This is a genomic window from Pseudomonas sp. NFPP07 (assembly GCF_900115645.1).
In the GTDB taxonomy this organism is placed as follows: Bacteria; Pseudomonadota; Gammaproteobacteria; order Pseudomonadales; family Pseudomonadaceae; genus Aquipseudomonas; species Aquipseudomonas chlororaphis.
Map to the genome: position 1 here is coordinate 149,327 of NZ_FOXG01000005.1, position 24,543 is coordinate 173,869.

The 24,543-nt window shown below is 61.6% G+C and carries 12 protein-coding genes; 10 read left to right on the forward strand and 2 right to left on the reverse strand.

Features of this window, described 5'->3' with window-relative positions; genetic code table 11:
* The first annotated feature begins 15 nt into the window (after positions 1–15).
* The 3 genes from BM019_RS14345 (at position 16) to BM019_RS30520 (ending at position 14,176) form a co-directional block, all read left to right on the forward strand.
* Positions 16–13,164, forward strand: a complete 13,149-nt coding sequence (locus BM019_RS14345) for a two-partner secretion domain-containing protein (protein ID WP_239691075.1) — start codon at positions 16–18, stop codon at positions 13,162–13,164.
* Positions 13,164–13,649, forward strand: coding sequence for a hypothetical protein (locus tag BM019_RS14350; protein WP_092418662.1), 486 nt, complete (start codon positions 13,164–13,166; stop codon positions 13,647–13,649). The genes BM019_RS14345 and BM019_RS14350 overlap by 1 nt, the downstream gene beginning before the upstream one ends.
* Positions 13,650–13,750: 101 nt before the next feature.
* On the forward strand, positions 13,751–14,176 hold the full coding sequence (locus tag BM019_RS30520) for a hypothetical protein (protein ID WP_139217376.1): 426 nt from the start codon (positions 13,751–13,753) through the stop codon (positions 14,174–14,176).
* A gap of 1,017 nt (positions 14,177–15,193) precedes the next feature.
* Here the strand turns inward: BM019_RS30520 and BM019_RS14360 are convergent.
* Both BM019_RS14360 and BM019_RS14365 read right to left on the reverse strand, forming a co-directional pair.
* Positions 15,194–15,466: a hypothetical protein gene (locus BM019_RS14360; protein WP_092418663.1), complete on the reverse strand. Its 273-nt coding sequence runs from the start codon at positions 15,464–15,466 to the stop codon at positions 15,194–15,196.
* A gap of 412 nt (positions 15,467–15,878) precedes the next feature.
* A complete protein-coding gene (locus tag BM019_RS14365) occupies positions 15,879–16,481 on the reverse strand; it encodes a GNAT family N-acetyltransferase (RefSeq protein ID WP_092418664.1) in 603 nt (200 codons plus the stop codon).
* Positions 16,482–16,764: 283 nt separating this feature from the next.
* On the opposite strand from BM019_RS14365, the gene BM019_RS14370 reads away from it, so the two are divergent.
* From BM019_RS14370 to BM019_RS14400, 7 genes are all read left to right on the forward strand, one after another.
* Positions 16,765–17,376, forward strand: coding sequence for a transposase (locus BM019_RS14370; protein ID WP_169897782.1), 612 nt, complete (start codon positions 16,765–16,767; stop codon positions 17,374–17,376).
* A 74-nt stretch (positions 17,377–17,450) separates the two neighbouring features.
* Positions 17,451–19,112 (forward strand): ShlB/FhaC/HecB family hemolysin secretion/activation protein, encoded by a 1,662-nt coding sequence (locus BM019_RS14375; RefSeq protein WP_239691076.1) that lies wholly within the window; start codon positions 17,451–17,453, stop codon positions 19,110–19,112.
* A 20-nt stretch (positions 19,113–19,132) separates the two neighbouring features.
* A complete protein-coding gene (locus BM019_RS14380; protein ID WP_092418666.1) occupies positions 19,133–20,956 on the forward strand; it encodes a DUF2341 domain-containing protein in 1,824 nt (607 codons plus the stop codon).
* An 11-nt stretch (positions 20,957–20,967) separates the two neighbouring features.
* Positions 20,968–21,393 (forward strand): ExbD/TolR family protein, encoded by a 426-nt coding sequence (locus tag BM019_RS14385; RefSeq protein ID WP_007928991.1) that lies wholly within the window; start codon positions 20,968–20,970, stop codon positions 21,391–21,393.
* Positions 21,394–21,396: 3 nt separating this feature from the next.
* A complete protein-coding gene (locus BM019_RS14390; protein WP_053260994.1) occupies positions 21,397–22,104 on the forward strand; it encodes an energy transducer TonB family protein in 708 nt (235 codons plus the stop codon).
* Positions 22,105–22,147: 43 nt separating this feature from the next.
* Positions 22,148–23,842 carry a putative porin gene (locus BM019_RS14395; RefSeq protein ID WP_009043668.1) on the forward strand — a complete coding sequence of 565 codons (1,695 nt, stop codon included), beginning with the start codon at positions 22,148–22,150 and terminating at the stop codon, positions 23,840–23,842.
* A 48-nt stretch (positions 23,843–23,890) separates the two neighbouring features.
* Positions 23,891–24,535 (forward strand): DNA repair protein, encoded by a 645-nt coding sequence (locus tag BM019_RS14400; protein ID WP_092418873.1) that lies wholly within the window; start codon positions 23,891–23,893, stop codon positions 24,533–24,535.
* Positions 24,536–24,543: the final 8 nt, after the last annotated feature.

The window sequence follows — 24,543 nt, forward strand, 5'->3', positions numbered from 1 at the left end:
TCCGAGACCTTCGACATGGATGTTCGCCAATTCGCTTTCCTGGCCCGCCAGCCTTCTGCCGCTCTGAAAACCCACGAGCACTTCTGGGGCATGCCCAAGCGCGGCCTGGCGTTCCTGCTGGCCAACGCCATGTTCTGGCAACCGTTGTGGGCCCAGGCGGAGGGCATCGTGGTCAGCGCGCCGGGCACCAGCCTGGGCCAGGCGGGCAACGGCGTGCCGATCGTCAACATCGCCACGCCCAATGGCAGCGGCCTGTCGCATAACCAGTTCCACGACTACAACGTCGGCCAGCAGGGGCTGATCCTCAACAACGCCACCGACCGCACGCAGAACACCCAACTGGGCGGGATCATCGTCGGCAACCCGAACCTCAAGGGCGTCGCGGCGCAAACCATCCTCAACGAAGTCAACGGCGGCAGCCCGAGCCAGCTGCGCGGCTACACCGAAGTGGCAGGGCAGTCGGCCCATGTGATTGTCGCCAACCCCTATGGCATCAGCTGCAACGGCTGCGGCTTCATCAACACCCCGAAAGCCACCCTGACCACCGGCAAGCCGGTGATCGAAAACGGCCAGCTCAGCCGTTACCAGGTCGATCAGGGGCAGGTGACCATCGACGGGGCGACGCTCAACGCCAGCAACGTCGACAGCTTCGAGATCATCACCCGCAGCGCCAAGATCAACGCCGAGATCCAGGCGAAAAACCTGACCATCGTCACCGGCCGCAACGACGTCGACGCCCGCACCCTGAACGCCACGGCGCGCGCCGACGACGGCAGCGCCAAGCCGGAACTGGCGATCGACTCTTCGGCCCTGGGCGGGATGTATGCCGGGGCGATCAGGCTGGTGGGCACCGAGGCCGGGGTCGGGGTAAAACTCGACGGCAAACTGATCGCCAGTGGCGGCGATATCCAGCTCGATGCCAATGGCCATCTGAGCATGGTCGACACTGCGGCTGCCAATGGCGCGGTCAAGGTCACGGCGGCGAGTCTGGATGCCCAAGGATCGGTCCATGCCGGCAGCGCACTCACTGTGCAAACCCAGGGCGACTTGAACAACCGACAAAACCTGACCGCGCGCGACAGCATCAGCCTCAGCGCCGGCGGCCGCCTGACCAACAACGGCATCATCGAAGCCGGGGTCAATGCCGACAACAGCCGCAATGCTGGCGGTGATCTCACCGTCAATGCGCAGACCCTCAATAACAATGGCAAGAGCGTGGTCGCCAGCCGTAATTTGACGGTCAATGCGGTGCAGAGTCTGAACAACCAAGGCGGCACCTTGAGCGCGGGGCAGAGCGCCAACGTCAGCGCCGCGACCCTGGATAACCAGAACAAGGGCCGGGTGCTGAGCAGCGGTAGCCTGAATCTGAATGCCAACCAGTTGCTCAATAGCCAGGGTGGGCTGGTGAGCAGCAATGGTGAACTGGTCGCCAATGTGGCGGCGCTGGGTAACGCTGGCGCTGAGATTTCCAGCCTGGCCGGGGTGACCTTGAATGTTGCCTCCCTGGATAACGTCGCCGGTCTGATAGCGGCCGGTAGCGCTCTGAATATCAACTCCAGCGGTGTCTTCAATAACCAGGGCGGCCGGGTCCAGAGCACCGGCGCTGCGCTGGTCAACAGCGCCAGCCTCGACAACAGCCAAGGCACGTTGCAGAGCAGTGCGAGCCTGACAGCAAAGATTGCCGGGCACTTGCTGAACCAGGCCGGCCTGTTGTCAGCGAACGATTGGCTGGCCCTCGACAGTGCCAGTCTCGACAACCAGCTCAAGGGACGAATCGTCAGCAAGGGCGGCCTCGACCTGAACACGGCGGGCGTGCTGGATAACCGCAGCGGCAGTGTCAGCGCCGGTGGCGTCCTGACGCTCAATGCCAACCGAGTGGATAACCGTCAGGGCGGTTCGCTGGGCGCCGTCCAGGGAATGAACCTGGGGGGCGGCAGTCTCGACAATCAGGGTGGCAGCGTCTCCAGCCAGGGCTATCTGAAACTGACGGGGACCACGCTGAATAACAGCAATGGCGGCAAACTGCTCGCCAATGGCGACATCAACCTGAACCTCGAACAACTCGACAACCAACTCGATGGCCAGTTGTCCGGGCAGGCGGCTGTGCAGGTCAAGGCTGCGCGGTTGAACAACGGCCAGGGTGGCAATCTCTACGCCAAAGGCAATCTGGACCTTACGGCGAGCGAGCAGTTGCTCAACGCCCGAGGCACGCTCAAGGGTGATGGCGCCGTTCTGCTCAAGGTCGGCAGCCTGAACAACGACGGCGGCAACCTCTCCAGCGTCAAGGATTTGAAGCTCACCAGCCCGGGCACCGTCAGCAACCTGGGCGGCACTCTGGTCAGCGGCGATACGCTCGACCTCAGCGGCGGCCAGCTCAACAACGGCGCCCAAGGCAGCATCTCCAGCACCAAGGCCCTGACGGCCAGCGTCAGCGGCCTCGATCAACAAGGCGGCAAACTGTTCAGCAGCACGGGGCTGAGCCTCGACCTGAACAACGGCCAACTGAATAACCAGGGCGGCTTGATCAACGCCCCAGGCCAGTTATTGCTGAAGAACCTCAAGGGTGTCGCGAACCAGAAGGGCGAGATTTCCAGTGATCAGGGCTTCACCCTGGCCGCGCAAACGCTGGACAACACCGACGGCAAGGTGATCAGTCAGAACGCATTGGTCCTGCGCATCGACCAAGCCTTGAACAACGTCAGAGGACTGGTGTCGGCCGATGGCCTGGATGTCCGGGCCGCTAGCCTCGACAACACGGCCGGCAAGATGGGCAGCGACTCGGGCCTGGCCTTGCACGTCGAAGGTGCGGTGATCAACGTTAATGGCTCCGTTTCCAGTGCCGGGTTATCGACCTTCAAGGCGATGAGTCTGGACAATACCCAAGGCCAGCTGACGGCCGACCTTGGTCTTGGCGTCGAGTTGAGCGGGGCATTGAACAACCAAGGCGGCAAGGTCGGCTCCGGCAAGGCGTTGAACCTGGCCGCCGGCAGCCTCGACAACCGCGCGGCGGGAACGCTGCTGGCCGTCGATGGCAGCCTGACGGCAACAGTTGCTGGAGCCTTCGATAATCGGGAGTTGGGGAAACTCAGGGCCGGCGGCGGCATCGAGCTGACCACCGGCCGTCTGGATAACCGTGGCGGTAGCCTGTCCGGCAAGGATCGGCTGACCTTGCGCAGCGACCTGGCGGATAACCGGGGAGGGCTGATCCAGGCCGATAAGGACCTGAAGTTACTGGTCGGACAGTTGGATAACCGCGATAAGGGCGTGGTGACCGGCAAGGCGGCGATGGGCTATGAAGGCTCGCGACTGGACAACAGCGGCGGCCTGCTCAGTGCGGTCGGTCCGTTGACGCTCAAGGCCCTGGAAGTCACCAACAGCAAAGGCCGGATCGCCAGCCAGGGCGATCTGGACGCAACCCTCGACACCCTGAACCAGCAGGGGGGTGAGTTGGTCGCCAAAGGCAGTTTGCTGCTGACTGGCAAGACCCTCGACAATCGCGGCGGCCTGGTGGGCAGCACCCACGCATTGACCCTCAATGTCGACCAGGCGGACAACCGGGCGGGGGAGATCTCCAGTACCGAAAGCAGCCTGAGCCACACGGGCCAGCGTCTGGACAACAGCGACGGTGGCAAGCTGCTGTCCGCTAGCGACCTGCAGCTGACCGTGGCGCAACTGATCAACCAGACCAAGGGCAAGCTGTTTGCCCAGGGCGCGGCTCACCTGACCGGCACCACACTCGATAACGCCGGCGGTAGTTTCTCTGGTCTCAAGGGCCTGGATATCCGCCTGGACGGGGCCCTGCTCAACAACACCGGATTGCTCAGCAGCGAAGAGGCCCTGACCCTCAATGTCGCCACGCTGGACAACACCGCGGGCAAGCTCAGCGGCGCCCGCGCCCTGTCGCTTGCCAGCCTGGGGGCAGTGCTCAACCAGGGAGGCTCGATCATCACCGATCAAGGGTTGATCCTGTCCAGCGCCAGCCTCGATAACAGCCACAACGGCGTGATCAACGGCAAGGGCGCGACCGGTGTCACCACCGGTGTCTTGGACAACAGCCAGGGCGGCCACCTCACCAGTGACGGTACGCTGGAGCTGACTGCCACCCAGGTCAGCAACGGCGCCACCGGCCGCATTGCCAGTGAAAAGGATCTGACCGCCAGCGTCACGGGCCTGGATCAGCAAGGCGGCGAGTTCTTCAGCAAGACCCGTCTGGAGCTGGACCTGAACAACGGCCAGCTCGACAACCGCAACGGCCTGATCAACGGGCCCGTGCTGGTACTCAAGAACCTCAAGGACGTCGCCAACCAGAAAGGCGAAATTTCCAGTGCCCAGGCCTTCACCGTCACCGCGCAAAACGTCGACAACAGCGGTGGCAAGCTGCTGAGCGACCAGGGCCTGACCCTACGCATCGCCCAGCTCCTGAACAACCTCGACGGGCTGGTTTCCGCTGCGTCCCTCGATAGCTGCAGCGCCTCCCTGGACAACAGCCACGGCATGATCAGCAGCCGTGGCGCTGTCGATCTGGGCGTGGCCCAGACCTTCAACAACCGCAATGGCACGCTGATCGGCGACGGGGCAGTGCTGTTGGCGGCCAACCGTCTCGACAACCGCGATGGTTCGGTGGCCGGCAAGGCCGATGTGTCGGCCAGCCTCGGTACCCTCGACAACCAGAACGGTCAATTGATCGCCAGCGGTGCGCTGAATCTGACCGCCAGCGCGCTCGACAACCGCCAGGATGGCCTGGTGGCGGCTACAAAAGCGCTGAAACTCGAGGTCGGCGAGATCGACAACCGGGGCGGCGAACTCTCCGGCAGCGCCGGCATCAGCCTGACCGGCAACCGCCTGGACAACAGCGACAGTGGTCAAATCATCGCGGCCATGGGCTTGACCATGACCCTCGGCCAGGTGTTCAACCGCAATCAGGGCTTGATCGACGGCAAGGCGGGTTTGACCCTGGATGGCCAGACCCTGGACAACACCGCAGGTCACTTGCTCAGCGGGCAGGACCTGCGGCTGGGCCTGGGCAGCGACCTGACGAACGATCAGGGCCAGATCAGCAGCGAAGGCACACTCGATGTCACCGGCGCCAACCTGAGCAACGCCGGCGGCAGCCTGTCGAGCGCAGGCGCCTTGAAGGTCAAGGTCAGCGCTACGCTCGGCAACCAGGGCGGGAAATTGGTCAGCGACGGCAGCGTCGACCTGCACAGCGCCAGCCTCGACAACCGCCAGCAAGGCGTGATCAGCGGCAAGGGAGTGGTCGGCGTGACCACTGGCGCCTTCGACAACAGCCAGAAGGGTAGCCTGAACAGTGGCGACAGCCTGACCCTCAGTGCGGGCCAGGTCACCAATCGGGACGGCGGCAGCATCGGCAGCGTCAAGGCCCTCACGGCCAGCGTTACCGGCCTCGACCAGATGGGCGGCAAGCTCTTCAGCGAAACGAGCCTCACCCTCGACCTGCACCAGGGGCAACTGAATAACCGCAACGGCCTGATCAATGCGCCGTCGCTGGTGCTCGACAACCTCAAGGACGTTGACAACCAGGGCGGTGAAATCTCCAGTGCCCAGGCCTTCGCGCTTGTCGCCGACAGCCTCGACAACAGCAACGGCAAGCTCCTCGGCAACCAGGCCGTGACCCTGCGCGTCAATCAGGCCTTGAGCAACCTCAAAGGCCAGATTGCCGCGGCGGCCCTCGATGTACGCGCCGCCAGCCTGGACAACGCCGAGGGAACCGTTAACAGCCGTAGCGATTTGAACCTGAATATTGCCGGCCTGCTGAGCAACCGAGACAAAGGCCTGATCAACGCGAAGCAGAACCTGATACTCGGCAGCGCTGATCTGAATAACCAGGGGGGAACCCTGCTCGGTGGCAGCGCCGTGACCCTCAATGCAATGGCACTGAACAACAGCGCCAACGGCTTGATTAACAGCCAGGGCGGTTTGAGCCTGACCGCCCACAGCCTGAACTCCAATGACGGCGGGGAAGTGTCGGCCAAAGGCGACATGGCCTTGACCCTGGGGGCACTGACCCAGAATGGCGGTCGCCTGCTGGGCGACAGCGGTGTGCGTCTCGAGTTGTCGGGCAGTGACCTCGACAACCGCAATGGCTTGCTGATCGCCAAAGGCCCGCTGAGCATCAACCGCTTGCGCGACCTGAATAACCAGAATGGGGAGATTTCCAGCAGCCAGAGTTTCAACCTTATCGGTCGTACGCTGAACAGCAGCGGTGGCAAGTTGATCAGCCAGAACCAACTGGGGCTGACAGGCGACACCTTGCTCAATCAGGGCGGCCTGATCTCTGGCTGGCAGGGGCTGGCAGTCAATGGCGGCAGCCTCGACAACCGCAACAACGGTACGCTGTCCAGCCGCAGTGGCGACCTGGATGTGAATGTCAGCGGTGCCTTGCTCAACAGCAACGCCGGCGCGTTGGTGAGCCAGAAGACCCTGACCGTCAAGGCGGCCAGCCTGGATAACAGCGCAGGCATTCTGTCCAGCGGCGGGGCCCAGTTACTGACCGTTGGCGGGCTGTTGAACAATACGCTGGGTGGTTCGATCGACAGCGGCGCGGCCCTGACGTTGCAAGCCATGGCCTTGAACAACGGCGGCAACATCAATGCCCAGCAGTCGCTGGGCTTTACCGGCACCACCCTGGATAACTCCGGCGGCAGCCTGGCCAGCAATGGCGCGGTGAACCTCGACCTGCTGGGCAACCTGACGAACACCAATGGCAAACTAGCCAGTGGCGGTCCGCTGGTGATCAGCCGTAGCAGCCAGATCAACAACCAGGGCGGCCAATTGGTCAGCCAGGGGTTGCTGAGCGTGCTCAGCGGTGGCCTGGATAACCGCAATCGCGGCACTGTCGCGAGCAATGACAGCCTGGTCATCAATACCTCCGGTGCTGTCCAGAACAGCGGCGACGGCCTGATCTACAGCCAGAACGGCAACCTGCAACTCACTGCCGCCAGCCTGGGCAACGCCAAGGGCACCGTGCAAAGCCAGGGCGCGTTGAACCTGGCCGTGACCGGCGATATCGACAACCAGAGCGGTCGGCTCCTGGCTCAGAACGGCGATCTCAAGGTCAGCGCCACCAATCTCGATAACCGCGGCGGTACCCTCGCCAGCCTCAAGGGCGCGCTGGAAGCGCGTGTCGTCGGCGTGTTGAAAAATGGCTACGACCTGACCAACAACCGCCAGGGCGGCATCACTCAGGCTCAGCGTCTGAACCTCAGTGTATTGGGCGGCATCGATAACTACGGCGGGCGCATTTCGGCCCAGGGCGGCGATGCACTGATCACCACCGCCAACTTCGACAACCGTAACGGCGGCCTGTATGCCAAAGGCCTGGTCTACGTCAGCGGCAATAATTTCGACAACAGCGGTGACAACGACGGCCAGATCGCCGGTAATCGGATCGACCTCAGCCTCAACGGTCACTTGAACAACCGCATGGGCATCATCGAGAGCGACAGCACCCTCAGCGTGCGTGCCGCCAGCCTCGATAACCAGACCGGCCAGCTTCGGGCCCTGGGCACCGGCGGCAAGACCGACTTCCAGATCGGCGGCCTGTTCGACAACCGCAACGGCAAACTGGAAAGCGCCAACAGTGACCTGACCCTGAATGCCGCAAGCTTCCAGAACCAGGGCGGCAGCTTGTTGCATGTGGGCAACGGCACTTTCGATATCGCCACGGCCAACGTCACCAATGCCGGCGGCAGTCTCGTCACCCGAGGCGGGCTGACGCTCGCTGCCGACAGCTGGACCAACAGCAGCGTGATCCAGGCCGGGCGCCTGACCATCAACGTCAACAACCTGACCCAGACCGGCAGCGGGCAATTGCTGGCCTCCACCAGCCTGGTGGGCAACGGCGGTAACTGGGCCAACGATGGCCTGATTGCCAGCGACGGTACGGCCAGCCTGAACCTGGGCGGCAGTTATGGCGGCAACGGGCGTTATACCAGCCTGGGCGACCTGGGGCTGACGGCCGCTGCCGTGAGCCTGGGCAGTGCCGGCAGCGTCGCCAGCGGCGGCAATGCCACGATCAATATCGGCGGGCAGCTCAACAACTATGGGCGCATGACTTCTGCTTCCGGGATGAACGTCAATGCCGGGTCGATCAACAACTTCGGGACCCTGGGCAGCAGCGCCAACCTGCAGTTGGGGACGTCCAGCCTGCTGAACCAGAAGGGCTTGATCTTCAGTGGCGGCGACATGACCTTGAGCGTCGCCAACCTGACCAACCAGAACGGCGACCTGTACGGGCTCGGTAATGTGGCGATCGGCGGCTATGGCGGCGCTGCCCGGGCCGCGGGGGTCTACAACGTCTCCGGTTCGATGGAGAGCGGCGGGACCTTCGCGCTGAACGCCGATGTGTTCCAGAACCGGACCGATGGTGCGGTGGCGTCGGGCAGCCGTAAGCTGCTGTCGGGGTTTATCGCCAATATGTGTAATGACTGCAAAGGGAAGGTTTACACCTTCACCCTGGCGGCCCGCGAGGTCTACGAGAGCATCGACAACGACACCAGTGCCTCGGCGGTGCTGACCGCCGGCAGGGATCTGGTGTTCCAGGGCGGCAGCTTTCTCAATAGCAAAAGCACGGTGAGCGCGGGCGGCAATATCAATATCACTGCCGACAGCCTGCAGAACATCGGCGCGCAGAACGGGACCATCGAGCGCACGCGCCTGTACAAGGTCTACGACATGGGCGCAGGTGCTACCGGGCGGCTTTTCTCCGATGTCCTGACGCCCTATAACCAGCGCAACAACCCTGATTTCCCTTATGTGTATTACCTTGATCTGGCAGACAACATCCACAAGGCCATACCCAAATCGGCTTATTACAGAGAGCCGGGGCGAGACGGTCAAACGTACCAGGTGGTGTCCCTCAAAGACGCCGATACGGGGAGAACCGTCGATACAAGCAGTGTTTATAACAAAGTATTCAGCGGACTAAAGTACGGCTTCGAAAACACGACGCTATCCCAGTACGACCCGAACAACCTGCTTGAACTGCCGAGCCAGCTGTCCCAATACACACTGCTCAGCGACGTGGAAATCGCCAAGGACAGTAGCGGTGCCGCCAGTACGGCTGGCAGCCGTAATGCGGTTATCCAGGCGGGCGGCAATGTTTCGATCACCGCCGCCAAGGACCTGCAGAACAGCGTCATCCATCAGGACTACAGCGTCGGCGGTGGTACGAATAAAGTCGCCGACACCAAGGTGAATGCCAGCGGCACCACCGTTGTGCGGATCAATAGCCAACTGCCTCCCGATCTGGCCCAGCAACAGGTCAACCCGCTGAGCCTGCCCGGCTTCACATTACCAACAGGGCAAAACGGCCTGTTCCGCTTGAGTGGGCAGGGCGCAGCGGTGCAGCAGGCGACCCAGGCCAATAGCGGGCCGCAGGACTGGAGCATGGGCAGCGCCTCGGTCAGCACCGCCCAGCGTCAACAGAACCTGCCGGATATTCAGGCGCGTAGCTTCCAGATTGCCGATGTTGCCCCAGTGGCCTCCAGCGATCGACAACTGACCCGGGTTACTCGCCAGGTCACCGACAGCAACGTGGGTGCCAGTGCGCTCAATGTCAGTGCCCCGGCCGACAATGGCGGCAACCTGCTGTTGCCAGGCTATGAAGGCCATGCTGGCGCGATCACTCAGGTGGGAGCCGTGCAGGTCGAAGGCGCCAGCCATAGCGCAGTTGCCACGGGGCCGGACCTGAGCGTGCCAACGCTGCCGCTGGCCCCCTCGACCGGCGTGACCACGCCTGGGAACAGCCAAACCCCCGGTGCAATGGTCGCGACACCTGTGGCCAGCCAGACCCTGGCCCGGGTGCAGGGCCTGCCGGATAGCAGTTTCAAGCCCAATCCGCAGAAGTACCTGATTGAAACCAATCCGGTGCTCACTGACCTGAAACAGTTCATGAGCTCGGACTATCTGCTCGCCAACCTGGGCTATAACCCCGACGAGAGCCAGAAGCGCCTGGGCGATGGTTTCTATGAGCAGAAGCTGATCCAGCAGGCGGTCGTCGCCCGCACTGGCCAGCGTTTTATCGACGGCCAGACCTCGGACGAAAAACTCTTCAAGTACCTGATGGACAACGCCATCACCAGCAAGCAGCAGCTCGGCTTGTCGGTGGGCGTGACGCTGACCTCACAGCAGGTCGCGGCGCTGACCCACGACATCGTGTGGCTCGAAGAGCACGAAGTGAATGGGGAAAAAGTCCTGGTGCCGGTGCTGTACCTGGCCCAGGCCGAAGGCCGCCTCGGCCCGACTGGCGCCTTGATCGCCGGTAACGACGTCAGCCTGATCGCCGGGCAGAACCTCGACAACGTCGGCACCCTGCGCGCCACCAACAACCTGTCGGCCACGGCGGGCAAGAACCTGGTCAACAGCGGCCTGATCGAGGCCGGCAAACGCCTGGACCTGCTGGCGGGCAACGACATCGTCAACAAGGCGGGCGGCATCATCGCCGGGCGAGATGTGACGATGACCACGATTAGCGGCGATGTGCTCAACGAGCGCAGCGTCACCTCGGCGGACAGCGTGGCACGGGGCTATTCGCACAAGGATTACGCCAACAGCGCCGCGCGTGTCGAAGCCGCCAACGACATGAGCATTTCCGCCGGTCGTGACCTCAGCACCCCTGGCGGCGTGCTGCAAAGCGGCCGGGACATGAACCTGAGCGCGGGGCGCGACGCCAATCTGGTGTCCACTGAGCTCAGCAACAGCCTGGTGCTGGGTAAAAAACACTACAGCAGCGATATCACCCAGATCGGCGCCGAGGTCAGCGCCGGCCGCGACCTGACGGTCAAGGCCGGTCGCGACATCAACGTCATCGCCAGCGAAATCGAGGCCAAGCGCAACATCGCCATGGCCGCCACCGAGAACCTGACCCTGTCCTCGGCGGCCGACGAGCAGCACTCCTACGAAAAAACCAAGAAAGTCACCCGCCAGGAAGACCACGTCAGCCAGGTCGCCACCACCCTCAACGCCGGCGGCGATGTCTCGCTCAGTGCCGGCAAGGACATGGCGCTGATCTCCAGCCGCATCACCGCTGGCGACGAAGCCTACCTGGTGGCCGGTGACAAGCTTGAACTGCTGGCGGCGCAAGACAGCGATTACTCGCTGTACGACAAAAAGAAAAAGGGCAGTTTTGGCAGCAAGCAGACCCAACGCGACGAAGTGACCAAGATCACCCATGTCGGCAGCGAAATCACCACCGGTGGCGACCTGACGCTGGTCAGCGGTGGAGACCAGAAGTACCAAGCGGCGAAGTTGGAGAGTGGCAGCGACCTGACGCTGGCCAGCGGTGGGGAGATCACCTTCGAAGGGGTGAAGGATCTGCATCAGGAGAGTCATGAGAAGACCAACAACAACGCCGCCTGGGTTTCTTCCAAAGGCAAGGGCAATACCGACGAAACCCTGCGCCAGACGCAGATGCTGGCTGCCGGCGACATCGTGATCAAAGCCGTTGACGGCTTGAAGATCGACGTCAAACAGGTGGACCAACAAACTGTCAGCCAGAGCATCGATGCGATGGTGAAGGCCGATCCGCAACTGGCTTGGCTGAAGCAGGCCGAAGCTCGGGGCGATGTGGATTGGCGGCAAGTGAAGGAGATTCATGAGTCGTTCAAATACAGCAACTCCGGGCTCGGGCCGGCTTCGCAGATCATTATTGCGATCGTGATGGCGGCGGTGGTTGGGCCATTGGCGGCGGGAGCAATGGGGGGGGCTACTGGCGGGGCGGTCGCTGCTGGGACCATTTCGTCGACTACTGCGGGTGGTCTGTCAGCTGCAGCAGGGGCTGTCGCGGCAGGTGCAGCGACCAATGCCACCGTTAGCGTTATCAATAATCGCGGCAATCTCGGTGCGGTATTCAAGGACGTGACCTCTTCCGATGCGATGAAGGGGTATGCAATCTCTGGTATTACCGCGGGTCTCACGGCCGGCTATTTTGATAAATGGACTGGCACCGAAACCAACACGGCGATAGGAAAGGTCACCGTTCCGCCCTCTCTGGGTACCTGGAGTGGCGTTGGGCAGTTCGCAGCCAATCAGACGCTGCAGAGTGGTACCTCCATGTTGCTGAGCAAGGCACTTGGACAGGGTGGTAGCGCCAGTGATGCCTTGAAGAGTGCCCTGTTCAACACCTTGGCGGCTGCGAGCTTCAACGCGGTGGGTGACTACACCAAAAATGTCCTGGCGGACGGCTCGTTACCTAAGATCGCGGTTCACGCAATGGTGGGTGGATTACTGGCTAAGGCTACCGGAGGTGATTTCAAGACCGGTGCTTTGGCGGCGGGGGCGAATGAGGCGCTGGTTACCCATTTGGACAAATTGGTGGGCGGAAATGAAAACCTGCTGACCATGAGTTCGCAGATCGTCGGAGTGCTGGCGGCAGCCGGGCAGACAGATGCTGATGCGGCCAAGATGGAGAAGGGCAGTTGGGTTGCAAAGAATGCAACGCAGTACAACTGGCTTCTGCATCATGAAGCAGAGGAGATGCTGCGTGAAATTGATGAGCAAAAGACCGAAGAGGACAAAAACAGGGTTCGAGAGCGCTATGCGGAGCTAGATGAGACAAGAAACAAAGAGCTTCCAGAGCTTTGTCGGAACTCTCCTGGGTTTTGTGACCGCCTGTCACAGAAGCTGTTTCAAGATGATCCGAAGCTATTGGCGTTGGCAAAGACATTGTCAGCTAGTGGAAAATATGATCAGGCGACAGTCATCGCGTTGACTATTACCAACAGTAACCTTGCTGCTGGGAGCATTATTGCTACAGAGTTGGCGACTCTTGATGAGGGAGAGAGTGCGCGCTTCAAGAATGCGCTGGGTGGGGTGGCGCTTGGAGCCATATTGGGAGGAAGCAATCCAGGGCCTGGTGGTGCAAAAGGCATAATTAAAGCGAGTGAAACCATTGGTCAGCCAGTAGAGGCCGTGATAGGGGGGCGTAAGCGCCTGTTGCGGGTTGATATCGAACCTAATGGTAAGCTTCAAATACAGTCGGGGGGTGGGAAAGAGTCGATCGTAGACTTCAGGCCGGATCTATCCAAACCATTGGCTCCACAGATTAATACAGCATTCAAGCGACTACCTCAGTCAGCAAGAGACCAGTTGATCAGAAATGCTGAGAAAGGTCTAAAACGGTTACAAGAAACAGGAAATATGTAATGAGTAGTAGATACGCTGTTGTTTTGGGACCAGGATCTATCTTACCTGACAGAGGGTTCTTGATCAGTCAGGCTTGGGGTGATGTACCTGTCTCTTATGTTCAGGATCATGAAATTTTCAATGAGTGCAGATTTCTCGACTTGAAAATCAATAAATGGGAGCTCAATAGTCGGTGGAGTAATAAACAGGATAGCGAGCCCTGGATAAGGATTGAAATACTTAAAGGGCAAGTGCTTGAGGAATATTTGCAGAATGAAGGCTGTCCTTTGTCTGTAGAGGTTGCACGCGAAACTCTCATGATTTTTGACCTAGACGAAGGAGGGAGTGCGGTGGACGACATGTTATTGCTGCGTCTGGTGTCAGTTTTTTATGACCGCTTCAGGGTCTACAAATGGTCTGATCGTATTGAAGAAATGAGCGCAAATTCCATTGCCTCTCTACCGGCACGAGACACCATTCGTGAGCGACTGGTCAAGTGTGAGTAGGTGCATATTGATTTTTCGAAAGCTAGAAGCATCACATTTCGCACCTGATGGCGCTTTTAGGTAAGTAAAAAGACTGAATAGTTTAAAAAGGCAGCTAACTTATGGGGAGATATTTTGATGAGGGGGTGATTTCTGAGTTGGGGCAGTATATTGCGTCTGGGGAAATGGTGGTTGTTAATGATGTTAGTTGCTATGTGGATGGGATAAATTCACGGTTACCTATTAAGAATCGAAAGCTAGATTGGGGTACGAGTTTTTTAGCCTCGGGGCTTGAACTTGATCGTAGAAAAAAAGCCTCAGCATTTTCAGTTTTTTTTCAAGAGGTAAAGTTAAGGTATGGGTTGGAGGGTGAGGTTTTTTATATAGGGGGTGGAGCTACTGATATTGTTGTTGGAGATGTAGAAGTTTTTGTGAAAGTTTTGGACTGCTTTGTTTCGATTCCTCAACATCATTATTTTTTAGCGGATGACTATTCTTGGTTTATATGCTTTTCGATGGAGGGAGATATGGGGTTTAATTTTTTGTGAGGTTGGCTGTTTTCTATTTTGCCAATGTCAGCGTGAACAGAACCAATCTGGAATGTGATGTAAGCGCCAGTAAGAAGCTATTTCGGGGGGGGCACCTTCGAGGCAGATTTAATCGAGCGATTTCAGTGAGCGGTATAAAACTTTGTAAAATTAGTGAGTGGTGCATTCTGCTCGACCTAGCCCAAGAAGTGAAGATGACTCCATGAAGAGATTCATGTATCCGCGTCGTAAAGTATTCATAGCATTCTTCCTATGTCCTCTGGTACTAGGGTTTATCGCTGGCGTGATAAAGTTCATGACAGTAATTGTTCATCTAGCGAGCAATCCTCGGCTGCTGGGCGAGGTCAGAGGGGGCGAACTGCTATTGATGCCGTTAATGGCGCCTTTGATTGCGCAGCTATTGTTTCTGTTGCCATTTCTGGGATTTTCCCTAGTGGTTTCTCTAATGAGAGTTCGTAGGACGTCACGCAACTGTGTGCTTCTTGCTCTGATAGGGGGAGGCTTGTCTGCTTTATGGGCGTTACTATTTTTGGTAACTATTGCGAGTGGTATCAGCAACCTACAGCTTTCGAACTATCTTGAACTGTTAGTACTTTTTTTGCATCGGCCGTCACCTGCTGGTTGGTGGCACGCTTTTTTTTGCCGGAAGGGCATGGAGCTAATGCTTGATGTTCTCAGAACGGGATGTGCCGATGGTTTGAGTCTCAGTCATCGAGTTGATATGAGTTTTGCAATGGGACGAATAATGAGTGTTTAAGATGCGTTGTTGCTAGAGAACAGAGCTTGGTCTTTGAAACTTGCGCGATCATGTTTATACCCATAACAAATGAGAAAAGAAAAGATTCCTCGGAATTCGAGGCAGACAGCTGCGGGCAAGGAAGGCTGGGACAGTCCTTGGTTTCTGCGTTTTAAAGATGCACTCTGATTTGGCTCATGGACGGGCTTTGCTGAGCAAGGCTTGATCGGAGTTTGCCTAGTGGATTAAAAGTGGGCGGCCTGACACCGCCCGCTACTTTTTTATATCGAAAGTCTTTCTTGCAGCTTCCGTCCCGCCACATCCATCAAATCACACCCATCACGCAGCATGATGCTGCAAACCAACGTCAGTTCCTGCAGGAGAACAGGTTCGTGGCGAGGGGCATTCGCTGCCGAAAAGCTTTCCAGCAATCGGGTGACCGCGCGTATGCGATAAGCCGCTGCGTCGTGCAGCACGTCGATGGGAGCTTGGGTATCTATAAGCAAGGAAGGAATGTTGCAGTCGTTGCCGGTAATCGGCATGTAACGGTTCATACGTTCACCTCTGGTTGATTGCCTGAGCCATCATCCCTCTGGTGTCAGGTCGCCAAACCCGGTCGCCATTTGGGCGACTGGCCGACTGTAAGCCGTGCTGCGGTGGGTGGAAATAAGGGGAGTTCACCGCTGGTTGTAAGGCCTTTCTGATTATCAATGCAGCAGGCAAAGCTGCTTGAACTCGTCCTTATTAAGGGGGCATGACGACGTCGCGGCCGTTCCGGCCGATCGCAGCCTGCGGCAGCGGCTACGGGGATTACATCGGTCCGGCGTCTTTTTGTCGGGCATGTGGGCCTTCGGGCTTGGCCGCTCAACGGTCAATAGCTGGCGAGAAAATGCCTTGAAGCTCACCACCTTCCGACATAGCCGGTCGTTATTCAGCCGTGGAATGCCCCTCTCACCGACACGGTCCCTATAAAAACTGCCCATCCGGAAGGTCGAGATCGATGGTCCCTCTGGTCAATACAGAGGCTGCCGCGATTGCCTTTGCTGAAAACAGGCGCAACAGAACGACTTTACCCAGCGTATCGCTGCGTAACGCCATTTCGTTCTGATTGCCGATCAGCACTACGTCGGGCGCAATGGGCCAGCCGCCTGCCCGGGCATAGAAACGCGCCAGCGGTGGGTCGCAGGTGAAGACGCCGATATCGAGATTGCTGTGTTCCATGCAGCGCGTGGCCGCGGCGACGGTCCTCAGGCCCAGGCCTTGTCCCTGGCAAGCGGGATCGGTCATGACGCAGCTGAGCCCGGCGATGTCGAATGTGTGGCCGGCATGCTCGATCGTCTTCATGGCGACAGCGGCGTAGCTGAGCACCCGGTCGGGTGCGCAGATGTAGAACGAGAAGGTGTCGAACACGGGAGCGTGCAGCGGGGCGGCTTCGGCGTCTTCAGGCTCGTCCGGCTCGGGATAGACGCGCCGCTGCAGCAAGGCAAATGCTCGCTGCAAGGCCGAGGAGGCCCGCTGGTAGGCGATGGCGTCGACAGTCCCGGGTTCCAAGGGCCTGAGGTCTGTCATGGGGGTGTCCTTGTCTGCAATAGCCTGGTTGAGGGATCGACATTCTCGCATGCCGGCCGTGTGGCGTTCACCGCGTCACCGCCCCCCACCTTTCCACTCCATATTTCCAGGCCAGGCACCCTGGCGCCCTCTGGCCTGTCCTGGCCGAACCTTCCTGGGGTGAATGAAGCTTTTGTGACAAAAGTTCGGTAGCACTTCGCCAGTCCCGTCATGGATATGTGACGCGCTTGAGGGGGCCTTCTGGCCACTGTTCTGAGCCGAGGCGGGACGCCGGGAGTGAGGTATGGGGACTATGGAACGCTACGCGAAAGTGGGCATGCAGGAGCTGGACCAGCGGCTGTCGAAGATCGTCGAAGCCGCGCGCAAGAAGCCGGTGTCGGTCTATCGCTACGGGGCGCCGTGGGTCTGGATCGTTTCCCAGGATGACTGGCAGGGCGCCTTGAAGGAGGTGTCGAGCTATATCCCGCCGGGCCATTCGCTGGTGTTGCTGCGTCCGCAGATCGACGCCTTGCTCGACCAGCACCGCGACATTCTCCAGGGCCTGGATGCCGAGCCCGGCATGCTCATCGCCCCGCGCACGGTGATGCACATCCTGCTGTTGCAGCTGCTGTATTCGGTGCCCGGCGAGCAGCAGCTGTACGAGCAGCTCAATTACAACCTGCTGTTTCGCTGGTTCGTCGGCCTGGACCTGAACCAGAAGGTCTGGAGCCTCGGCGTGCTGAGCCGTGACATCGCCACGCTGTTGAACGATGCGCGGGCGGTGCTGCTGATCCAGAAAATCATCGGTGAAGTGTTCTGTGGCGCCTTGCTGCAAATGCCCGAGTTCTCGTTGAACTTCGCGCTGCTGCACAGCTGGCTGGCCAAGCACGCCACGACATCGACCTTGAGCAATTGAGGCGGCCAAACGCCGTACAGACGGCGACGGCGGTTTCGACGCGGTTGGACATTCTTGGAAATCTAGGGGGCGGTGTGGAGCATCTGTTCAAGAGATGGCGGCCGGGGCCGACCAGGCGCTGGCTGCCGGTGTGCGGCTGGCTGGCGCTGGTCGCGCTGAGTCAGCCGTTGTTGGCCGAGGAGGGCGGCCCGGTGGCAGGCGAGCCGGTGCAAGGCAGCGCGGCGCCAGGCAAAGCCGCGCCCGCGCGGCTGGTGGATGTGAATGAGTACTTCGTGCGCGGCAACACCGTGCTCGATGCCCGGGCCATCGAAGAGGCGGTGTATCCCTTCCTCGGCCCGCAGAAAGCCCTGAGCGATATCGAGGGCGCCCGCGATGCCTTGCAGAAGGTCTACCAGGCCCGCGGCTACCAGTCGGTGTTCGTTGAGCTGCCGGAGCAGAAGGTCGAGGACGGCATCGTCTACCTGCAGGTCAGCGAGACCAAGGTCGGGCGGGTGCGGGTGGTGGGGGCCAAGCATTATTCGCCGGTGGAAATCCGCGACGAGGTGCCGGCGCTGCAGGAAGGCGAGGTGCCGGACTTCGCCAAGGTCCAGGGCCAGCTGGCGAGCCTGAACAAGACCCCCGGGCGCCAGGTCATGCCGCTGGTCCGCGAAGGCCAGCGCCCCGGCACCATGGACGTCGACCTGCAGGTGGAAGACCAGAACCCGTGGCAGGCCAGCGTCGGCCTGAACAACGACTACAGCGCCGACACCAAGCACCTGCGGGCGGTCACCAGTCTGGGCTACAACAACCTCTGGCAGTTGGGCCACAGCATTTCCCTGACCTATTTCACCGCGCCCGAGGACCAGGACAACGCCAAGGTCTGGTCCGGTTCCTACACCGCGCCGCTGAACGAGCGCTGGAGCCTGCAGTTCGCCGGTTACCAGTCCGACAGCAACGTCGCCACCATCGGCGGCAGCAACGTGCTGGGCAAGGGGCACTCCTACGGCCTGTCGCTGATCTATAGCCTGCCGGCCAGCGGCAGCTGGGCCAATTCGTTCTCGGTCGGGGTGGATTTCAAGGACTTCGAGGAAGAGCTGAGCCTCGGCGGCGACAGCGACAAGGTGCCGCTCAAGTACGCGCCGTTCACCTTCGCCTACAACGGTTTCCGCTACACCGAGACCTCCCAGCTGGGCCTCGGCCTGAGCCTGGTGGCCGGCACCCGCAGCCTGTTCGGCTATGGCAGCTCGGACGAAGACTTCGACTACAAGCGCTACCGCGCCAACCCCAGTTTCGCCGTGCTCAAGGGCGACCTGAATTACACCTACACCTTCGCCAACGACTGGCAGACCGGGTCCAAGGCGGCCTTCCAGCTGGCCTCGGGGCCGCTGGTGTCCAACGAGCAGTTCTCCGCCGGCGGCGCCACCTCGGTGCGCGGCTACCTGGCGGCCGAGCGCACCAGCGACGACGGCTACCTGTTTTCCCAGGAACTGCGCACGCCGTCCCTGGCCAAGTACCTGGGCGGTTATGTCAACGAATGGCGTTTCTATGCCTTCGCCGAAGGCGCGCGGATGTACCTGCGCGACGAGCTTCCCGACCAGGAGGCCGACTACAGCCTGGCCAGCGTCGGCCTGGGCACCCGCGCCAGCTTGAGCAAATGGCTTTCCGGCAGCCTGGACTGGGGTTACCCGCTGCTTGATGGACCGAACACCCAGAAACAGGACTCGCGCGTGCACTTCAGTGTGCAGGCGACGTTTTGATCTTTCACGGAGTAACTTTCATGCAGCGCTTACTGATTTCCCTGTTGATCTGCCTGGGCTTCGTGCTCCCGGCGACCGCCCAGGCGTGGTGGCAGGACGACTGGCACTACCGCAAGCAGATCTCCATCGACACCACGCCGCAAGGCGCGGCCATCAACCAGGCCCTGGGCCGCACCGCGTTGCTGGTGCGCCTGCACACCGGCAACTTCAGCTTCGACGGGGTCAAGGAAGACGGCTCCGACCTGCGCTTCGTCAGCGCCGATGACAAGACCGTGTTCAACCACCAGATCGAAAGCTTCGACCCGCTGATGGGTATGGCCCTGGTCTGGGTCGACGTGCCGAACGTGGAGGGCGGCCAGCGCCAGGACATCTGGATGTACTACGGCAACCAGAAGGCCCCGGCGACCGCCAACGGCCAGCTGACCTTCGACCCGAACTACGTTGCCCTCTATCACTTCGACGGCGCCAACGGCACCCCGGCCAAGGACACCACGGCCTACGGCAACCATGCGCAGAACGCCACCGGCGCGAGCATCGACGGGGTCATCGGCCGGGCCTTGCAGTTTAACGGCCAGCCGCTGCTGTTGCCGGCCAGCCCGTCGCTGCAACACAGCGCCGACGGCGCCTTTACCTTCAGTGCCTGGCTGCGCCTGGACCAGGCCAGCGGCGAGCAGTTGCTGCTGGCCCGGCGTGAGGGAGCCAGCAGCCTGCTGATCGGGGTCAACCAGGGCGTGCCTTTTGTCGAGGTCGACGGCCAGCGCGCGGTGTCGACCCAGCCGCTCAATCCCGGGCAGTGGCAGCACCTGGCCCTGACCGCCCAGGGCAGCCAGCTGGCATTGTTGGTCAATGGCCGCGAAAGCGCCCGCCTGGCGGTGGCGCTGCCGGCGTTCAATTCGCCGCTGGCCATCGGCGCCGATTTGCCGCCGGCATCAACGCCAGGGGCAACGGCCGAGGCCAGTACCTTCCTGCCGTTCAATGGCGCCATCGACGAGCTGCGCCTGTCCAAGGTGGCCCGTCCCGCCGGCCTGCTGCTGGCCGATGCCGCGGCCCAGGGCGCCGAGTCGAAACTGGTGGTGTACGGCGTCGATGAAGAACAGTCGGGCTTCGGTTTCGGCAGCCTGGGCTTTTTGCTCAAGGCCGTGCCGGTGGACGCCTGGGTGATCATCGCGGTGCTGGTGCTGATGATGTTCCAGTCGTGGATCATCATGATCCGCAAGAACCGCATGGTCAGCCGTGTCAGCAGTGCCAACCAGATCTTCCGCGAGCAGTTCGCCCGGGTCGGCACCCGCCTGGAAATGTTCGCCGACGACCGCGATCTGGCCCAGCGCCTGGAGCATTCCTCGCTGTGGCGCCTGTACCAGGTGGCGGTCCAGGAGATCCGCACCCGCCGCGAGCAGGGCGCCGACACCTCGTCGGTCTCGGCGGCGACCATCGAGGCCATCCGCTGTTCCATGGACGGCGTGCGCACCCGCGAGAACCAGCAGCTCGGCTCCAAGCTCTCGACCCTGTCCAACGCCATCGCCGGCGGGCCCTACATCGGGCTGCTGGGCACGGTGTTGGGGATCATGGTGGTGTTCCTCGGCACGGCCATGGCCGGCGACGTGAACATCAACGCCATCGCCCCGGGCATGGCCGCGGCCCTGCTGGCCACCGCCATGGGCCTGTTCGTCGCGATCCCGGCGCTGTTTGGCTACAACCGGCTGATCACCCGCAACAAGGAAGTCAGCGCCGACATGCGGGTGTTCGTCGACGAATTCATCACCCGCCTGGCCGAGTTGCATGGCGCCAGCCAGTCCAGTGAAGCCGCGCCCGCGCGGGCTCATAACGCCAGCGTGCCGGCCTGAGGAGAAACGTCATGGCTTCTGTGAACGCCTCCCACGACGACGATGACGACGCGCCAGTGGACAGCATCAACATCACGCCCCTGGTGGACGTGCTGATGGTGGTGCTGGTGATGTTCATCCTCACCGCCACCGCCCAGGTCTCCGGGATCCAGATCAACCTGCCCAAGGCCAGCGCTTCGGTGTCGCTGTCCGAGGCCAAGACCAAGGCGATTTCGGTCAACGACGGCGGCCAGGTGTTCCTCGACGCCTACCCGGTGACGCTGCCGGAGCTGGAAGAACGCCTGCGCATGGAAAAGGCCCTGAACCCGGACTTCCCGGTGATCGTGCGCGGCGACGCCACGGTGCAGTACCAGAAGGTCATCGAGGTCCTGGACCTGCTGCGCCGGCTGGAGCTGTCCCAGGTCGGGCTGGTCACCGGCAAACCGAGCCAGGGCTGAGCCATGACCGCACAACAACCTATCCAGCTGCCGCCAGTGAAGAACCGCACGGCGCCGCGCCTGCTCAAGTGGGGCGTGGGCCTGCTGCTGGGCGCCGGCGCCGCCTGGCTGCTCTGGCAGTGGGCCAACGACATGAGCGGGGTGCGCCGGGAGGCGCCCAAGGTGCCGACCATCATCCCGCTGCCGCCACCACCGCCACCGCCGCCGGAAAAACCCAAGGAGCCGGAGCCGCCGGTCGAGGAGAAGGTGCCCGAACCGGAACCGACCCCGGAGCCGGAGCAGGTCAAGCCCGAGGAAGAGGCGCCGCCGTCGCCGGTGGACGACCTGGCCAATCCCATGCAGATGGATGGCGATGCCCAGGCCGGCAGCGACGCTTTCAACATCGGCGCCGGCAAGGGCGGCGGCATGGCCGGCTCCGGCGGTGGGCGCCTGGGCAACGGCACCTACAGCCAGTTCCTGGCCTTCACCTTCCAGCGCGTGCTGCGGGAAAACCCGGACCTGCGCAACCAGGCCTTTTCGCTGCAAACCGACGTCTGGCTGAGCGCCGTCGGCGAGATCACCCGGGTCGAGCTGGTCAAGTCCAGCGGCAACCCGCAAATCGACACCCAGGTGCTGGCCGCCTTGCGCGGCGCGGCGCATTTGACGGAGCGGCCACCGGCCTCCCTGACCCTGCCTGTACGCCTGTCCCTGCAGGGGCGGCGTCCGGGTTAACCGAACGACTGATGCAAGTTTTGCCAAAAGGAGCTGTGTGCAAATGATTTCCAACGTGAATCGATTGTCCCTGGCGATCGGCATGGTCATCGCGACCCTGGTGGGACCGGTAGCGGCCGCGCCCGCTGCGCCCTCGGAAAACGCCACGATCAATCTGATCCGTTTGCTGGTGCAGCAGGGCGTGCTGAAACAGGAGCAGGCCGACGGCCTGATCGCCCAGGCCGAGCGCGAAGCGCAGCAGGCGCGCCAGGCCAGCACCGCGGTGGCGGCAGGGCCGGCGGCGACGCCGGGGGATGTGCGGGTGCAATACGTGCCGGCCATCGTCCGCGACCAGATCCGCGACCAGGTCAAGGCCGAGGTCATGGCCACCGCCAAGCAGGAAAACTGGGCCCAGCCCAACACCTTCCCGGACTGGGTGTCGCGCATCAGTTTCGACGGCGACATTCGCCTGCGCGACGAGTCGCGCTACTACTCGGGCAGCAACAGCAATGAAATCGTCGACTTCGCCAAGCTCAACGACAAGGGCCCGTACGACGTCAACCCCAACAGCAGCTCCAACCTGCCGCCCTTGCTCAACACCCGCGAGGACCGCGAGAACCTGTTCCGCCTGCGCGCCCGGCTGGGCATGAAGGCCCAGGTCGCCGAGGACTGGACCGCCGGCATCCGCATCGGTACCGGCTCGGACAACAACCCGGTGTCCACCACCCAGACCCTGGGCGGCGGGTTCGGCAAGAAGGACATCTGGCTCGACCAGGGCTACCTGACCTGGAAGGCCACCGACGCGCTGACCCTGACCGGCGGGCGGATCGCCAACCCGTTCTTCTCCACCGACCTGCTGTATTCCAACGACCTGAACTTCGACGGCGTGGCGGCGATCTTCAACCACAAGCTCAATCGCGACTGGGGGCTGTTCGGTACGGTCGGCGCGTTCCCGGTGGAGTACACCAACGACACCTCCACCAGCAACGGCTTCGACAAGGAAGAGAGCGACAACAAATGGCTGTACGGCGCGCAGATCGGCGCCAACTGGGCGATCAACGGCAACCACCGGCTCAAGGGCGCATTGGCCTACTACCGCTTCGACGACATCGAGGGCCAGCGCTCCGGTGCCTGCGAACCCTGGGCCGGGGCGCCGGGCTGCGACAGCGACGGCAGCCGCGTGGCCTTCATGCAGAAGGGCAACAGTGTGTTCCTGTTGCGCGACATCACGCCCAACCCGCTCAACCCGGCCGCCACCGCGCAGCCGCAGTTCGTCGGCCTGGCCTCGGAGTTCAACCTGCTGGACCTGAACCTGGTGTGGGACGCCGACCTGCCGGAGAACTTCAAGCTGCGCAGCCAGGCCAACTACATCCACAACCTGGGTTACGACGAAGGCGAGATGCGCAAGCGCTCTGAAGGCCAGATCGTCAACAACCTGGACAGCAACGGCGAGCTGGAAAGCGGCGCCAACGCCTGGATGGTGCAGTTCACCCTGGGCAACAGCCTGGAGCTGGCCAAACAGGGCGACTGGAACCTGTTCGCCGGCTACAAGTACATCCAGCCCGATGCGCTGCCTGACGGCTTCAACGATTCCTCGTTCCACCTCGGCGGCACCAACGCCAAGGGTTACTTCCTCGGCGGCAACTACGGCCTGGCCAAGAACGTCTTCGCCACCGGCCGCTGGCTGAGCTCCGAGGCGGTGTACGGCGCGCCGTTCGACATCGATGTCTTGCAGCTTGAAATCAACACGCGCTTCTAGGGCGCAAGGGGCATTGTCATGACCAGTCTTGCTATGAGCAGCACGGCGATGAACACGCGAGCCAGGGCAGGGCGCTGCCTGTTGTTGGCCCTGGGCGTGCTGCTGGCCAGCGGGGCCAGCGCCGAAGGCATGGAGGAGCGCCTGCGCACTCAGTTGCGCAGCACCACCCAGCAGTTGCAGGCCCTGCAGAGCGAACAGGCCCAGGCCAGCGCGGCCCGGGTCGCCGCCGAGAACCAGGCCAAACAGGCGCAGGCGCAGATCAAGCAACTGAGCGCCGACCTGGCCAAGGCCCGCGGCGTCGCCGAGCAACTGGCCGGCCAGCAGCAGAACCTGCACAGCCAGGCTCAGGCGCAGATGGCCGCCAGCAGCGAGCAGATCGGCAAGTTCAAGAAGGCCTATGACGAGCTGCTGGTCATGGCCCGGGCCAAAGAGGCCGAGCGGGCCAGGCTTGCGGCGCAATTGAGCGAACGTGACACACAAGTGCAGCAATGTTCGGTCAAGAATCAGCAGATGTATGGCGTGGCCAAAGAGATCCTCGCGGCCTACGAGAAGATCGACGTGGCGCAGGTGATGAAAATCCGCCAGCCCTTCGCCGGCGGCGCCCGGGTCAAGTTCGAGGAACTGGCCCAGGGCTTTGGCGACGAGCTGTACAAAACCCAGTTCGATGCCCCGCGGGCAGCGAGCACCCACTGAATATCAGG

Excerpts from the sequence above, each read along its gene's own strand:
- BM019_RS14345 (WP_239691075.1), top strand. The coding sequence starts at position 16 with ATGGATGTTCGCCAATTCGCTTTCCTGGCCCGCCAGCCTTCTGCCGCT.
- BM019_RS14350 (WP_092418662.1), top strand. The coding sequence starts at position 13,164 with ATGAGTAGTAGATACGCTGTTGTTTTGGGACCAGGATCTATCTTACCT.
- BM019_RS30520 (WP_139217376.1), top strand. The coding sequence starts at position 13,751 with ATGGGGAGATATTTTGATGAGGGGGTGATTTCTGAGTTGGGGCAGTAT.
- BM019_RS14360 (WP_092418663.1), bottom strand. The coding sequence starts at position 15,466 with ATGAACCGTTACATGCCGATTACCGGCAACGACTGCAACATTCCTTCC.
- BM019_RS14365 (WP_092418664.1), bottom strand. The coding sequence starts at position 16,481 with ATGACAGACCTCAGGCCCTTGGAACCCGGGACTGTCGACGCCATCGCC.
- BM019_RS14370 (WP_169897782.1), top strand. The coding sequence starts at position 16,765 with ATGGGGACTATGGAACGCTACGCGAAAGTGGGCATGCAGGAGCTGGAC.
- BM019_RS14380 (WP_092418666.1), top strand. The coding sequence starts at position 19,133 with ATGCAGCGCTTACTGATTTCCCTGTTGATCTGCCTGGGCTTCGTGCTC.
- BM019_RS14385 (WP_007928991.1), top strand. The coding sequence starts at position 20,968 with ATGGCTTCTGTGAACGCCTCCCACGACGACGATGACGACGCGCCAGTG.
- BM019_RS14390 (WP_053260994.1), top strand. The coding sequence starts at position 21,397 with ATGACCGCACAACAACCTATCCAGCTGCCGCCAGTGAAGAACCGCACG.
- BM019_RS14395 (WP_009043668.1), top strand. The coding sequence starts at position 22,148 with ATGATTTCCAACGTGAATCGATTGTCCCTGGCGATCGGCATGGTCATC.
- BM019_RS14400 (WP_092418873.1), top strand. The coding sequence starts at position 23,891 with ATGAACACGCGAGCCAGGGCAGGGCGCTGCCTGTTGTTGGCCCTGGGC.